At 59.1% G+C, this 15,407-nt stretch carries 12 protein-coding genes and 1 tRNA gene; 6 read left to right on the plus strand and 7 right to left on the minus strand.

Going from position 1 to position 15,407, the window contains the following annotated elements; genetic code table 11:
* The gene (recG, locus tag DMP17_RS04720; protein WP_337827907.1) at positions 1-2,136 is read right to left on the minus strand and encodes an ATP-dependent DNA helicase RecG; all 2,136 of its coding nucleotides are present in this window, start codon (positions 2,134-2,136) and stop codon (positions 1-3) included.
* On the opposite strand from recG, the gene DMP17_RS04725 reads away from it, so the two are divergent.
* Together DMP17_RS04725 and mfd are read left to right on the plus strand one after the other, a co-directional pair.
* Positions 2,135-2,422: an FAD assembly factor SdhE gene (locus tag DMP17_RS04725; RefSeq protein ID WP_337827908.1), complete on the plus strand. Its 288-nt coding sequence runs from the start codon at positions 2,135-2,137 to the stop codon at positions 2,420-2,422. The genes recG and DMP17_RS04725 overlap by 2 nt on opposite strands.
* Positions 2,423-2,584: 162 nt before the next feature.
* Positions 2,585-6,061 carry a transcription-repair coupling factor gene (gene mfd, locus DMP17_RS04730; RefSeq protein ID WP_337827909.1) on the plus strand — a complete coding sequence of 1,159 codons (3,477 nt, stop codon included), beginning with the start codon at positions 2,585-2,587 and terminating at the stop codon, positions 6,059-6,061.
* A 249-nt stretch (positions 6,062-6,310) separates the two neighbouring features.
* On the opposite strand, the gene DMP17_RS04735 is transcribed toward mfd, so the two are convergent.
* A complete protein-coding gene (locus DMP17_RS04735) occupies positions 6,311-7,483 on the minus strand; it encodes an EAL domain-containing response regulator (protein ID WP_337827910.1) in 1,173 nt (390 codons plus the stop codon).
* A gap of 231 nt (positions 7,484-7,714) precedes the next feature.
* Here DMP17_RS04735 and DMP17_RS04740 point away from each other — a divergent pair, with 231 nt between their 5' ends.
* A complete protein-coding gene (locus DMP17_RS04740; protein WP_337827911.1) occupies positions 7,715-8,530 on the plus strand; it encodes an NAD kinase in 816 nt (271 codons plus the stop codon).
* Between the two features lie 74 nt (positions 8,531-8,604).
* Positions 8,605-8,679: transfer RNA gene (locus DMP17_RS04745), tRNA-Asn, on the plus strand.
* Between the two features lie 97 nt (positions 8,680-8,776).
* Here DMP17_RS04745 and DMP17_RS04750 read toward each other — a convergent pair.
* From DMP17_RS04750 to DMP17_RS04765, 4 genes are all read right to left on the minus strand, one after another.
* Positions 8,777-8,965 (minus strand): hypothetical protein, encoded by a 189-nt coding sequence (locus tag DMP17_RS04750; protein ID WP_337827912.1) that lies wholly within the window; start codon positions 8,963-8,965, stop codon positions 8,777-8,779.
* A gap of 113 nt (positions 8,966-9,078) precedes the next feature.
* Complete coding sequence (gene secA, locus DMP17_RS04755; RefSeq protein WP_337827913.1) at positions 9,079-11,904, minus strand: preprotein translocase subunit SecA; 2,826 nt, start codon at positions 11,902-11,904, stop codon at positions 9,079-9,081.
* Between the two features lie 58 nt (positions 11,905-11,962).
* Entirely contained in the window at positions 11,963-12,229 is a 267-nt protein-coding gene (locus DMP17_RS04760) for a hypothetical protein (protein ID WP_337827914.1), read from the minus strand.
* Positions 12,230-12,315: 86 nt separating this feature from the next.
* A complete protein-coding gene (locus tag DMP17_RS04765; protein ID WP_337827915.1) occupies positions 12,316-12,915 on the minus strand; it encodes a TonB family protein in 600 nt (199 codons plus the stop codon).
* A 51-nt stretch (positions 12,916-12,966) separates the two neighbouring features.
* On the opposite strand from DMP17_RS04765, the gene argJ reads away from it, so the two are divergent.
* Both argJ and DMP17_RS04775 read left to right on the plus strand, forming a co-directional pair.
* Complete coding sequence (argJ, locus tag DMP17_RS04770; protein WP_337827916.1) at positions 12,967-14,205, plus strand: bifunctional glutamate N-acetyltransferase/amino-acid acetyltransferase ArgJ; 1,239 nt, start codon at positions 12,967-12,969, stop codon at positions 14,203-14,205.
* A gap of 129 nt (positions 14,206-14,334) precedes the next feature.
* The gene (locus tag DMP17_RS04775) at positions 14,335-15,021 is read left to right on the plus strand and encodes a hypothetical protein (protein ID WP_337827917.1); all 687 of its coding nucleotides are present in this window, start codon (positions 14,335-14,337) and stop codon (positions 15,019-15,021) included.
* Between the two features lie 63 nt (positions 15,022-15,084).
* On the opposite strand, the gene trxA is transcribed toward DMP17_RS04775, so the two are convergent.
* On the minus strand, positions 15,085-15,405 hold the full coding sequence (gene trxA, locus DMP17_RS04780) for a thioredoxin (protein ID WP_337827918.1): 321 nt from the start codon (positions 15,403-15,405) through the stop codon (positions 15,085-15,087).
* Between the last annotated feature and the right edge of the window lie 2 nt (positions 15,406-15,407).

Raw genomic sequence — 15,407 nt, forward strand, 5'->3', positions numbered from 1 at the left:
TTATCCGCCGCGCAGCAAGGGCACCGCTGCATCGCGCTCGAACAGATAAAGGCACACACGCGCCGCTTGTCCGCGCGCGCTTTCAATCCCACCATCCTGTTCGACCAACATCCGCGCATCATCGCGTGCGACGGGGAGCAAGCGGTTAAGCTGTTCGGGCGTGGTCAACCGGTAAGCGGCCTCACCCGACTGGCGCGTCCCCAATATCTCCCCTGCGCCGCGCAGGTTCAAATCCTCTTCGGCAATGCGGAAGCCGTCATTAGTTTCGCGCATCAAGGCAAGCCGCGCCTTGGCGGTTTCGGACAGATTTTCTCCGCGCAAAAGGAGGCACACCGATTGCGCACTCCCGCGCCCGACGCGCCCGCGTAGCTGGTGGAGTTGCGCCAAACCGAACCGGTCGGCACTTTCGACAATCATCAACGAGGCATTGGGGACATCGACGCCAACCTCGATGACCGTAGTGGCAACCAACAATTTTAGCTCACCGCTGGCAAAGCGCGCCATTACCGCATCTTTTTCCGGCCCCTTCATCCGGCCATGCACCAGCCCCACTATATCGCCAAAGCGTTGGCGCAGCACCGCGGCGCGGTCTTCGGCGGCAGCAAGGTCGGACTTGTCGGATTCTTCGATGAGCGGGCAAACCCAATAGGCTTGCGCGCCGGTCGCCAGATGCCGCCCCAGTCCGTCGACAACTTCGCCCAATCGCTGCACAGAAATGACCCGCGTTTCGACCGGCGAGCGGCCCGGCGGCAATTCGTCGAGCCGCGACACATCCATCTCGCCATATTGCGACAAGAGCAAGGTCCGCGGGATCGGGGTAGCAGTCATCACCAGCATATGCGGCGGCAAACGCCCTTTTTGCGCGAGCAACAAGCGTTGCGCGACGCCGAACTTATGCTGTTCGTCCACCACGACAACCGCCAGATCCTTATAATTCACCGCCTCCTGGAAAATCGCGTGGGTGCCGACAAGAATGTTGATGCTGCCATCGGCCAGCCCCATCAACGTCGCCTCGCGCGCGCGGCCTTTATCGCGGCCAGTCAAGATGGCGATATTGACCGGCAATCCGGCGAGCATTTTCGACAGGGTTTCAAAATGCTGGCGCGCCAATATTTCGGTGGGCGCAAGGAAAGCCCCCTGCCCGCCGCTTTCGACCGCGTTCAATAAGGTCATCAATGCCACCGCCGTCTTGCCTGACCCGACATCGCCTTGAAGTAGCCGCAGCATCGGCGAGGCCTGCGCCATATCGCCTTCAATTTCCGATATGGTACGCCGCTGCGCGCCCGTCAGCGCGAACGGGAGTTTGAGCGCGTCGCGCAAATGGCCATCGCCTTGCACGGGCCGCCCGCGGCGTTTCTTCACATCCTGACGGATGAGCAGCCACGCCAATTGGCTGGCGAACAGTTCATCATAAGAAAGCCGGTCATGCGCGGATTTTTCTTGCGGCTCGCGATGCGCGGTCGCCAAAGCCTCGCGCCAGCCCGGCCAGCTTTCACGTGCCAACACCGATGCACCGATCCATTCGGGCAAATCGGGTGCGCGCGCCAGACTTTGCGCGACAAAATCATTCATCCGCACATTGCTCATCCCTTCGGACAAGGGGTAGACCGCCTCGCGCGTGTCAATTTCGCTTTCTTTGCCCGGTTCCACCACCTGATCGGGGTGGATCATCTGGAGCATATCGCCATAGCGTTCGAGCTTGCCCGACACGATACGTTCTTCACCCAGCGGAAATAATTTGCGCGCCCAACCCGAATTACGCCCGAAATAGACAAGGCTCACATGATTGCCCGTGCGGTCATAGGCATTGATGCGGAACGGTGCGCGCGCGCTCCCCGAGGCGCGATAGTCCTGCGCCGTCAAGGCCACGATAATCTGCCGCCCGACATCGGCATCGCTGATTTCCTTAACATGCAGCCGCTCGATGAGGCCGGTCGGCAGATGGAACAGCGCATCGACCACCCGTTCCAGCCCCAAACGCCCCATCGGCTTGGCCAGCGCCGGACCCACGCCCTTGAGGCTGGTCATTTCGGCAAAGAGCGGATTGAGTATCTCGGGGCGCATGGCTAAGGCACTCCTAACGCCGCTGGTATCGTTATGCCAGCCTTCCTTGATCGCAGCCGGATTGCAGCCCATGGACCATGACACCCGCTTGAAACGCATCAGCTATCGCGCCTGGCATCGCGGCACGCGCGAGGCCGATATGATGATTGGCGGCTTTTTCGACCATTATGGGGCGGGGCTTGACGAAGCGGCCCTTGCCTTGTTCGAGCGGCTGCTCGACGAACAGGATGTCGATATTATGGGCTGGGCTATGGGAACCATGCCCGTCCCTGCCGAGTTTGAAGGCGCGATGATGGACAGTATGCGCGCGCTCGATTATGTCGATTTGCCAACCCGTAAGGGTTTTGCGAAACTTTAAAATCCTCCCCGCTTGCGGGGAGGTGGATCGTCCGGAAGGACGAGACGGAGGGGGCTATCCGGGTCCGCTGCGTTTATATGAAAGCCCCCTCCACCATGCTACGCATGGTCCCCCTCCCCGCAAGCAGGGAGGATTTTCCAATTCCAACCTATCCAAGACCGCATGACCGACCTTAACCGCATCCTCAAAAGCGCAGAGCCGCTCACATTATCGTCCGTGCCGCCGGGCTTTCTGCCTTGGCTCATGGCCGACCTTGCGCGCGCGGCGGGGGGCGCGGAAGCGGCGCGGGCGGTCTATATCGCGTCCGATGAAAATGCGATGCAGGCGGTGGCAGAGGCCGCGCAATATTTCGCGCCCGAACTGCTGGTCCACCGCTTTCCGGCATGGGATTGCCTCCCCTATGACCGCAGCTCGCCCTCGCTGCGCGCTTCGTCGGAGCGGCTCGCGACCTTGGTAGCGTTGCAGGCCAAACCCAAAGGGCCGGAACTGCTTGTCACCACTATCAATGCGATCACCCAGCGCACCCTGACCCCGTTCCGCACGCGGCAAACATCGGTGCGCCTTGCCAAAGGCGAACGCATCGACCGCGATAGGCTCACCCGGATTTTGCAGGATAATGGCTATGTCCGCACCGATACGGTGGCGGATAAGGGCGAATATGCGGTGCGCGGGAGCTTGGTCGACCTGTTCCCGTCCGGTGAGGAAGAGGCGCTGCGCCTCGACTTTTTCGGCGATGAAATTGATTCGATCCGCCGTTTCAATCCGCAGGACCAGCGCACCACCGGTCGCATTGACCAATTTCTGCTGCTCCCCGCCGCCGAAACCTTGCTCGATGAAGACAGTATCAAGCGGTTCCGCTTGCGCTACCGCGAAATGTTCGGCGCGACGGCAACCGGCGATCCACTCTATCAGGCGGTGTCCGACGGGCGGCGCTTGGCGGGCATGGACCATTGGCTGCCTTTGTTCGAAGAAAAGCTCGGCACCTTGTTCGACTATCTGGGCGATGGCACGCTCTTTGTACGGGATCATGGCGTCAATGCAGCCTCGGACGCGCGTTTTGATGCGATTGCCGATTATTACCAGAACCGCATGGCGGCGCGCACCGCCGATCCCGGCAGCTATCGCCCCTTGGCCCCGTCCGCGCTGTATCTGTCGGCGGACGATTGGAAGGCGCGGGTGGCCGATATGCCCGTCCATCTCGCCACGCCCTTTGCCGAACCGGACAGCGCGCGCGTTATCGACTTTGGTGTTCAAGGCGCGCGCGATTTTGCGCCCGAACGTGCGAATAACCAGAATGTCTATGATGCGGTTTCCGCGCACATTCAGGGCCAGCAGCATCTGGGCCGCAAATGCGTGATTGCAAGCTATTCAACCGGCTCGCGCGAACGGTTGCGCGGGTTGCTTACTGAACATGGACAATCGAACAACGCGCTGGTCGATAATTGGCAGCAAGCCTTGGGCGAGGCCGCCAAAGGCTCGACCGTGTCGCTCATTGTGCTGCCGCTCGATCATGGTTTTTCGAGCGCGAGCGTGTCGCTCCTCACCGAACAGGATATGCTTGGCGATCGGCTGGTGCGACGGCAAAAGCGCAAGAAAAGCGCCGATGCTTTCCTGTCCGAACTCGCCACCCTCTCGCCCGGCGATCTGGTGGTGCATCAGGATCATGGCATCGGCCGCTATGAAGGGCTGATTTCCATTCCTGTCGGCCAGAGCCCGCATGATTGCGTGTGGCTCACTTATGCGGGCGGCGATAAATTATTCGTGCCTGTCGAAAATCTCGATGTGCTGTCGCGCTATGGCTCGGATGCCGATGGTGTGATGCTCGACCGTCTGGGCGGCGAGGCATGGCAGCGGCGCAAGGCGCGGATGAAGGAGCGCATCCGCGAAATTGCAGGCGAGTTGATGGCGACCGCCGCCGCCCGCGCGCTGCGTCAGGGCGAAATTGCCCAGCCCGACCCGGCCTTCCCCGAATTTGTCAACCGCTTCCCCTATCAGGAAACCGATGATCAGGAGCGCGCGATTGGCGAAGTGCTGGACGATCTGGGCGCGGGCCGCCCGATGGACCGGCTGGTGTGCGGCGATGTCGGGTTCGGCAAAACCGAAGTCGCGTTGCGCGCCGCCTTTGTCGCGGCAATGGCCGGGATGCAGGTCGCGATCGTCTGCCCCACCACCTTGCTCGCACGCCAGCATTATAATAATTTCGCCGAACGCTTCAAAGGCTTCCCCGTCAATATCGGGCGATTGTCACGGCTTGTGCCCGCGCGCGAGGCCAAGGAAACCCGCGAAGCGCTAGCCAACGGCCAGATGGATATTGTCATCGGCACGCACGCATTGCTCGCCAAAAGCGTCGAATTCAAACGGCTCGGCCTAGTCATTGTCGATGAAGAACAACGCTTTGGTGTCACCCATAAGGAAAAGCTCAAACAGCTTAAAAATGACGTTCACGTCCTGACGCTCACCGCGACCCCGATCCCGCGGACCTTGCAGATGGCGATGTCGGGTCTGCGTGAATTGTCGGTCATCCAGACCCCGCCGGTCGACCGGCTAGCGGTGCGAACCTATGTGCTGCCTTGGGATCCCATCGTCATTCGCGAAGCCTTGCTGCGTGAGCATTATCGTGGCGGGCAAAGCTATTTTGTGACCCCGCGCATCGCGGACTTGCCGGACATTGAAAAATTCCTGCGCGAAGAAGTGCCAGAGGTGCGCTATGTTGTCGCCCACGGCCAGATGGCGGCGAGCGAGGTCGAAGAGCGGATGAGCGCCTTTTACGACCGCCAATATGAGGTGTTGGTGTCGACCACCATCATCGAAAGCGGCATCGACATTCCGAGCGCCAACACCATGATTATCAACCGCGCCGACCGTTTTGGCTTGGCGCAACTTTACCAGCTTCGCGGGCGCGTAGGCCGTTCGAAAACCCGCGCTTATGCCTATCTCACCACCGCCCCCAACCGGCTGATGACCGACACCGCAGAAAAGCGCCTCAAGATTTTGGGCGACCTCGATTCGCTCGGTGCTGGCTTCCAACTGGCGAGCCATGACCTTGATATTCGTGGCGCGGGCAATCTTGTCGGTGACGAACAATCGGGCCATATCCGCGAGGTCGGTTTTGAACTCTACCAATCGCTGCTCGAAGATGCGATCCTTGCCGCCAAGGCCGAAGGCGCGGGCCAAGCCGCGCCGCAAGAAGGCTTCTCGCCACAAATCACGGTTGATGCACCGATCCTCATTCCCGAAGATTATGTCCCCGATTTGAGCCTGCGCATGGGGCTATACCGCCGCGTCAACGAGATTGAGGACCGTCAGGGATTGGAAGCCTTTGCCGCCGAACTGATCGACCGATTCGGCGCACTGCCGGAAGCGACCGAAAACCTCATCACGCTCATGGAGATCAAGCAAAATGCGGTCAAGGCATGTATCTCCAAACTGGATGTCGGCCCCAAGGGCGCGCTGGTGAGCTTCTTCAAGGATGCATTTCCGAATGTGCAGGGCCTCCTCGCTTATGTCGCGCGGTTGGAAGGCACCGCGAAACTACGCCCCGATATGAAGCTCCAAATCACCCGGCCCTGGCCAAGTGCCAAGCACCGGTTGAACGGCGCGCTGCAATTGTCGAAGGGACTGGCGAAAACGGCGGGGTGATGGCCCCGACTTGTCTGTCGACAAGCTCCTTTCTAAGCTAGTCTCGGGCCTCATATGTTATGATCCTCCCCGAGCTTGTCTCGGGGAGGTGGCGCGCGCGAAGCGCGTGACGGAGGGGTTATGCGCGCCACCGGCGCGCGCGATTGCTAAAGCAATCGCTATACCCCTCCACCATCCGGCTACGCCGGACGGTCCCCCTCCCCGAGCAAGCTCGGGGAGGATCTTTCAGACAACCTCCGCCCCTTCCCCTCACAAAAATTGCAGCAATTCGTCGCTTGTCACCGCACCCGATTTCAGGAAGCCCTGCCAATAGCGGCATCCCTGTTCGGTGAGCAAAGCAAGTTGCTCTTCGGTTTCTACACCTTCCGCCACCACGTCCAGCCGTAGCGAATGGGCCAAATCTATCACCGCCTGCACGACAATCCGTTCGCGGTCGGACCCGGCAATGTCGCGCGACAGGCTGCTGTCGATTTTGAGATAATCGACCGGCAGCGATTTCAGATAGGCAAGGCTGGAATAGCCGGTGCCGAAATCATCGACCGCAATCCGCACCCCCGCTTCGCGCAAATGCACCAGCACATCGCTTGCCTCGTCGAAATTGCGCACGAAACTGCCCTCGGTAATTTCAAGCGTCATGCGCGTGTGCGCGATGGCATGGGTGTCGAGTTCAGCCAAAAACGCCGCCGAAAAGCCCGGATCGAGCAAATCTTCGGCAATGATATTAAGCGCAACGCCTATCCCCGAAAGCCGTGCGTCCCAGCGCGCTATATCGGCGCAGACCAGCGCGCGGATGCGGGCGGAAATATCCTGTTTTTTGCCGGTCAGATCGCCCGCCGCAAGCAGGCTGTTCACCCCCATCACGCCAAATTGCGGATGGTTCCAACGTGCCAGCGCCTCGGCCCCGACCAACCGGTTTGTGACGGCTTCGAATTGCGGTTGATAAAAAATGCGGATTTCATCATCGGCGAGCGCACGGCCCACATCTTCGCCTGCCCGCTGCCGCTCGCTGTCGCCCGACCGCGAGCCCCAGGGCCGCGCGGACCGGCGCGCAAGGCGAATAACCGCAGCAAGCTCGCTATTGCGGAACGGCGCGGACAGGAAATGGCTGATGCCCGCTTGTTCGAACGCAGGGAGCATATCGGCGTCCACTTTGGACAGAAGCAATACCAGTGCGCCGCGCTGTTCCTTGACCTTCGGGCCGACCTGTTCGACCGCGTGCAAGGCTTCGACCGGCGCATCGCGCGCATCAATGATGAGGATCGCAGCGCCCGAGCCTGCAAAGCGGTCAACAATCGCTTCGCTGCGCCGTGCCGCGACGACATGCGCGCCCAATTCCTCCAGCGTCGCTGCCAGCCGGTCGCGGTGCCGGAACGACAGGAGCATCACCAAAGGCGCAAGCTGGTCGGGAATCGCAATGGACAAACGCGCTGGACCTTTCTGTTATCGCCCGTTCCTTTACACGGGGCTTCCTTTACATAGCTTTGCACGATTACCAACAGCTTTGCAGCGCATCCCCTGTGATGCACCGCGATGACCGGACAGATTTGCCTTGCGCCTGCTCCCCCCGAAAGCCAATGTTGCAACCCGACGCCCCCGTTCGGACGGGAGTATATCTTCACAGGGTAAAGCCGTAATACAGGGTAGCGCGTAACAATGTCTGCATCCCCCTCTCCTTCGACCCCAGCGATTCCGCCGCCTTCGGAAGCGAAATTCGCGCTGGTCGCCTCGCCGACGCCCGCCGCGCGGGCAGCCGAAAAACAGTTGGCGAACGCGCTCGATTGGGTGCCGGTGAATGAAGCCGATATTGTTATCGCGCTCGGCGGTGACGGTTTCATGCTGCAAACGCTGCATTCGATGCTCGATGCGGGGCAGATCAAACCGGTGTTCGGGATGAACCTTGGCACGGTCGGCTTCCTCATGAACGAATGGCGCACCGATGGCTTGCTCGACCGTATCGGCTTGGCCAGGGCTTTCACCATCCATCCGCTGGTCGGCGAGATTGAAACCATGACCGGCGAGCGCCACACGCTTCCGGCGATCAATGAAATTTCGCTGCTGCGCGAAACGCGGCAGGCGGCAAAGCTGGAAATCCAGATTAATGACCGCACGATGATTCCCGAATTATCGTGCGACGGGGCGCTGCTGTCGACGCCCGCCGGATCGACCGCCTATAATCTGTCCGCGCGCGGGCCGATCCTGCCGCTTGATTCGGCGATGCTGGCGCTAACGCCGATAAGTCCGTTCCGCCCGCGCCGCTGGAATGGCGCAATCATTCCCGAACGCTCGCGCGTGCGTATCAATGTGCTCGAAGCCACCAAACGCCCGGTCAGCGCGGTCGCCGACCAGCGCGAAATCCGCGATGTGCGCTCGGTTTCGATGGCGGTGGACCGCACCCGCAACCTCACCCTGCTGTTCGATCCGCACCATGCTCTCGATGATCGGATCGCGGCGGAACAATTTGTCGTTTGAGGGGCTTGCAATCCTCTCCAAAGCACGGCATAGGGCCACTTCCGAACGGATACAGGCGGTTCACCGCCACCCGTTCCCCGATAGCTCAGCGGTAGAGTAGGTGACTGTTAATCACTTGGCCGTAGGTTCGAATCCTACTCGGGGAGCCATCCGTTCGGATAAAAAACGGCGCTGACCTTACAATAAGGTCGGCGCCGTTTTTTTATGGGCGAATTTCGTCGGAAAATAAAAAAATGCCGTCGCTTATTAACGGCGCTGCTTGATGACTTTAGCGATGCGCGACCAGTGCCGCTCTTCACGGCTTCCTTTTTCACATGCCTTGGCATTGGCAAGCGCACGTTCCAGTGCATCCACACCGTGCGCACGGATGAGCTCATCGGCGTCGCGCCGATCTTTCATGAGACGATATTTACGGTCACGCCATAAGAACAACATGGATTAAGGCGCTAATTCGGAAAAACGATAGTTACAAGTATCATTTTGTGACACGGGCGCGCGGCAGAGTTTCTCCCGCGCGCCCGTGTGAATTTTGTCACATGTCTGCTCTATCAGACAGCGCCGTGGCACTGCTTATATTTGCGGCCCGACCCGCACGGGCAAGGCGCGTTGCGGCTGATCAGTTGGTCGGCATAAGGATTGTCGAGCGGCGCGGTCTGGAACGGGGCATTGCCCGCTATCCGGCCAGCCGAGCCTGCGTCGAAATCACCACTATTATCTTCGCCTGTCAGCGGGTCGAAATGGGTGGTGAGGAAATCGGGCAGTTCGGGCAAATCCTGTTCGATGAGTTCAGGCGGGCGCTCTTGGAAGTCGGCATAAGCGACAATCCGCGTCACATCCTCGCGAATATTGGACAGCATCCGTTCAAACAGGCTGAACGCTTCCTGCTTATATTCGTTGATCGGCGTTTTCTGTGCATAAGCGCGCAGGAACACGACCTGACGCAGCGCATCGAGTGTCGCCAGATGCTCTTTCCAATGATGGTCGAGCGTTTGCAGCAAAATGCTCTTTTCCGCCGAATGCCATTGGTCGGGATCAAGCGCGCCCGATTTTTCGGCGACATGCGCGTCGGCAGCGGCGAGCAGGCGTTCTTCGAAGATTTCGGGGTCAACCGCATCTTCGTCCATCCACTGGTCAATCGGCATCTCAAGGTTGAGTACCTCGACGACACGCTGTTTGAGGCCGACCACATCCCAATGTTCGGGATAGCTTCCCGGCGGGCAAGCATCGCCGACAATCGCGTTCACCGTTTCGGCGCGCATATCGGTCAGCACGTCATCCACCGTGTCCGCATCCATAATATCTTCGCGCTGTTCATAGATGACCTTGCGCTGGTCGTTCATCACATCATCATATTCGACGACTTGCTTACGCACATCATAGTTGCGCGCTTCGACCTTTTTCTGGGCGGTTTCAATGGCTTTGGAGAGCCATTTGGAGCCAATCGCCTCGCCATCTTCCAGATTGCTGTTCATCATCTTGGCGAACAGGGTGTCGGGCCCGAAGATGCGCAGAAGATCATCTTCAAGGCTTAGGTAAAAGCGCGACAGGCCGGGGTCGCCCTGACGGCCCGAACGACCGCGAAGCTGGTTGTCGATGCGGCGGCTTTCATGGCGTTCGGTGCCCAGCACGAAAAGCCCGCCAACCTGTTTGACCTGCTCGCGTTCGGCGACGATTTCGCCGCGGATGCGCTCGATGGCGGCATCACGTTCCGGACCTTCCGGCATATCGGCCAGCTCATCACCGACGCGGAACTCCAAGTTACCGCCAAGCTGGATGTCGGTGCCGCGCCCCGCCATATTGGTGGCAATCGTCACCGCACCAAGGCGGCCCGCCTGCGCCACAATATGCGCTTCGCTTTCGTGCATCCGCGCGTTCAGCACATTATGCTGGACCTGTTCTTTGTTAAGGAAGTCCGACAGCAATTCCGATTTTTCAATCGACACGGTGCCGACCAGCACCGGTTGTCCGGTATCGGCCTTTTCCTTGATGGCCTTTGCAATGGCGGCAAATTTATCCATCGTATTTTTATAAAATTGGTCATCCTCGTCGATGCGCTGCACCGGCAGGTTGGTCGGGATGGTGACGACATTCATCTTGTAAATATCGTAAAATTCGGCCGCTTCTGTCGCCGCCGTACCGGTCATGCCGCCCAGCTTGGGATACATACGGAAATAATTCTGGAAAGTGACCGATGCGAGCGTCTGGTTTTCCGGCTCGATCTTGACCGCTTCCTTGGCTTCGACCGCTTGGTGGAGACCGTCCGACCAGCGGCGGCCATCCATCATACGCCCGGTAAATTCGTCGATGATGACAACCTTGTCGTCCTTGATGATATAGTCGATGTCGCGCTTGAACATGATATTGGCACGCAGCGCATTGTTCACATGGTGGACGACCTGTGTATTTTCAAAATCATACAGGTTCGAGCCTTCCAAAAGGCCCGCTTGCTCCAGCAACCGTTCGACATTTTCCTGACCTTCTTCGGTCAAGGTCACGGTCTTTTGCTTTTCATCCTTTTCATAATCGCCCTCGACCAGTTGGCGGACAATCTGGTCGACCGCGACATACATTTCCGATTTATCATCGGTCGGACCTGAAATGATGAGCGGGGTGCGCGCTTCGTCGATGAGGATCGAATCGACTTCATCGACAATCGCGAAATTGAACGGCCGCTGGACCATCTGGTCACGGCTATATTTCATATTGTCGCGCAGATAATCGAAACCCAGTTCGTTATTGGTCGCATAGGTAATGTCGGCATTATAGGCTTCGCGCCGTTCAAATTCGTTGAGATTGGGGACGATAACGCCCGTGGTCAGGCCAAGGAAGCGATAGACCTGCCCCATCCAGTCGCAGTCGCGCTTGGCGAGATAGTCGTTTACGGTCACGACGTGAACGCCCTTGCCTTCAATCGCGTTCAGATAGGTGGCGAGCGTTGCGACCAGCGTTTTACCTTCACCCGTCCGCATTTCCGCGATTTCGCCGCGGTGGAGGACGATACCGCCGATCATCTGCACATCATAATGGCGCTGGCCAAGCGTGCGCTTGGCCGCTTCGCGGACGGTGGCGAAGGCTTCGGGGAGAATATCGTCAAGCGTCTGCCCGCTTGCGAGCCGCTCGCGGAAAAGGGCGGTTTGCCCCGTCAATTCCTCATCGGACATGGCCGAAATGGCGGGTTCATAAGAAGCGATTTTCTGGACAATCTTGCCCAGCGATTTGACATAACGTTCGTTCGACGAACCGAAAATGGATTTGGCAAGCCCTGCGAGCATGGCGAAAATTCCCTGTATAGCATAAGGCGGCGCTTGGCTGTGGCCGCTTGGATCAATCAAAAATGGTGGAAGCGGAACGCGATTGGTCCCGATCAGGCGCATGGGCGATACCGCGCGCGCAGCGGGGCAGCCCTCGGCTACCCTTGCAAATTCAGTGATCTTATTCGCGCAAACGGTCGGCGCCGCTATAGCCCGGCGCTACCGGCAGCGAAAAGGGATGGAACATGGCCACCAGATTGGCGCGCATATTCCATTTGGGGCGGATTGCGAGCGCCTTTGCGCGCTCCTGCTGGCCTGCCTGTTGCAGCGCCTGCACACTTTCCAGCACACGCGCATAAGAGGTTTCCGCCGCAACAGGCGACGCCTCGGCACTTTGCGCGCCAACCACGCCCGTCAAGAGCGCGACAAGGTAAAGAAACAGCTTCATGGACGTATGTTTTTCCACAAGGCGCGGAGATAGGGATGATTGGTTAAAAAGTCTATCCCTCCCGCCTGAAACTCTCAAAGGAAACGTTAATTTTCTGACAAGGGCTTGCGGGTGAGGTTTGTGCGCACTTCAACCTCCGTGCGTATCCGTTGGCCCGCGGCATTGATCATCGGCGTGCCTCGCTCGCGGAAACTGCTGGGACAACGATTGAAGGCAGGCATATCCTTGCCGTCTTGCGTTACAGCTATACGGCAATCGGAAACACTCCCATCTTTTTCAATGACAAGACGTAAAGTCGTGACCTTGGTGGAAACTCCTGCCTGCGTAGCGTCAACTGCACTCCCATTTTGTGGCTGGGGTATCCGCCAGCGGATCCAACGTGTGAAAGTGGCGTTAGTTGGCCTACCCTCTTTGTCGAGCGCAGGCTTGAACCGGGCACGCTCGCGGATCAACAGGCAGGCCGCCATATTGAGTGCTTCGCTTTCACCTTTGGCGGAGCAACTTTCTACCTTTCCCTCGCCATTCACTGCGAGCGTAACTTGCGACGTGCCCTCTTCATTATTCGCCAGCGCATCCGCAGGATAATCGCTCGTCAAGACCCACTCCGATGGATTGGTAATGGGTTCGACTGATCGCGACCTATCGACGGTGTTCGCCTGCATCGCTAGCATCAGCAAGATCGACATTGGCAATTCTCCTCCCCTGTGTAAAAGCGCCTACATCAATAACCTGACCATATGGACGCGGCAATGACCGATAAATCCCCCCTCGCCCCGACTTCTTTCCCTGAGCTTCCCGAAATTGCAGGCGTCACGCTGCGCACGCGGCGCGCAGGCTATAAAGCGTGGGAGCGGCATGACCTCACCTTTGTGACGCTCGACGAAGGAACGGCGGTTGCAGGCGTGACAACGCAAAGCAAATGCCCCTCGCCCGAAGTCGAACTGTGCCGCGAACATATAAAAGACGGCAAAGCGCGCGCGCTGGTCGTCAATGCGGGCAATAGCAATGCCTTTACCGGCAGCAGGGGCCGGGCGGCGGTGGACGCGATTGTCGACAAGGTAGCAGGCACATTGGGCTGCGCGCGCGAAGAGGTGTTTGTCTCCTCCACCGGCGTCATCGGGGTGCCGCTTCCCGCCGACAAGGCCGAGGCTGCGCTGGATGGCGTATTGGATGCCGAACCTTGCTCATGGGAGCAAGCCGCCGCGACCATTATGACCACCGACACTTTCCCCAAGGCCGCTTATGCCAGTGCGGTCATCGGGGGCACCCGCATCAATCTGGTCGGCATCGTCAAAGGGTCCGGCATGATCGCGCCCGATATGGCGACAATGCTCGGCTATATTTTCACCGACGCCGAAGTCGCACCCGAATTTTTGCAGGAAATGCTCGCGCAAGCGAACCGTTCCAGCTTCTCCTGCATCACCGTCGATAGCGATACTTCGACCAGCGACACCGTACTGCTGTTCGCTACCGGCAAGGCGGGCAACCACCGCATTTCCGGCTATCATTCGGATGGCGCGGATGCGTTCCAGGCGGCGCTCGATCAGGTGTGTCTGGAGCTTGCCCAACTTGTCGTGCGTGACGGCGAAGGCGCGACCAAATTTATCAGCGTTGCGGTCGAAGGCGCGCAAAGCAACGAAAGCGCGCATAAAATCGCGCTGTCCATCGCCAACTCGCCGCTCGTCAAAACCGCGATTGCGGGCGAGGATGCGAATTGGGGCCGCGTCGTCATGGCCGTCGGTAAAGCCGGTGAACCCGCCGACCGCGACCGGCTTTCAATCCGTTTCGGCAATACCATTGTGGCCGAAGGCGGGATGGTCGTCGAAGGCTATGACGAAGGCCCGGTGGCCGCGCATCTCAAAGGCAAGGAGGTCGATATCGGCGTCGATCTCGGCCTTGGCGAAGGCCGCGCGACCGTGTGGACCTGCGACCTCACCCACGGATATATCAGCATCAATGCGGATTACCGGAGCTGAACCTATCCCGCTCTTCTAATCCGCATTTTACTATCGGTTATTCAAAATGGTACGGACAAGAGTTGACAATATTTCAAAATAGGTAAATCCCTTTGCCGTTGCCATCTTGGCATCAATGAGGGGGACTTTATGAAATATAGCTATTTGCCGTTTGCGCTGGCGCTCGTCAGTGCAACATCTGTTGTCGCACAAACCGCAGAACCAGCCACGGTTCCGGTGCCTGCATCGCTACCTGCTGCACCGCAAACCGCGATGATCGTCAGCACATCGACCGACAATGTCTTGCGAGTCGGCACGCCTATCGCATTGAAGGTGAGCGAAGGACTCACCACCGAAGGCAAGAAATTGCGCGCGGGCGCACGGTTCAACCTTGAAACCGCCGAAGCGATTACGCTGAACGGCATGACCGTTATCCCGGCGGGCAGCCCGGCGGTCGGTGAAGTCACCGATGTGCGCAACAAGGGCATGTGGGGCAAATCGGGCAAGATCAACGCGCGCATCCTTTATGTCCGCGTCGGCGACCGCCAGATCCGCCTCAGCGGCCAGATTGACGACAAGGGCGTCACCGGCACCGCGGGCGTAGTCGGCGCGGTCGCGCTCCTTCCGGTTGCAGGCTTCTTCATGACCGGCACCAGCGCACGTATTCCGGTGGGAACGCCCGTCAAAGCCTTTCTGGACGAAGATTTGACGATTGCCGCGCCCGCCCGCACCGAGATCACACCGGTTGCCCCGGTGCCGCTCACACCCGTGGTCGCTCCGGCAACGCCGGTCACGACCACACCGGCATCGGTGCAAAAGGGCGTAATCATCCAATAATCGTCATAAAAAAGGGGAGCCTCGCTCCCCTTTTTCTGACACGGTGCTAGCGGCTAAACCGGCTTATAATTCGCCTTCTAGCCAGCCTTTGAGCGCGCTTTTGGGGGCGGCGCCGACTTTGGTGGCGACCGGTTGGCCGCCTTTGAACAGGATCATGGTCGGGATGCCGCGTACGCCATATTGGGTCGGCGCGTCGGGATTTTCGTCAATGTTAAGCTTGGCGATGGTGACTTTTTCGCCCAGTTCGTCGGACATTTCTTCCAAAGCCGGGCCGATCATCTTGCACGGACCGCACCATTCGGCCCAGAAATCGACGAGGACGGGCTTGTCGCTATTGATAACATCGGCGGAAAAGCTCGCATCGGTGACGGCTTTGGTGGGCATGA

This window comes from Pseudonocardia sp. TMWB2A (assembly GCF_017312135.1).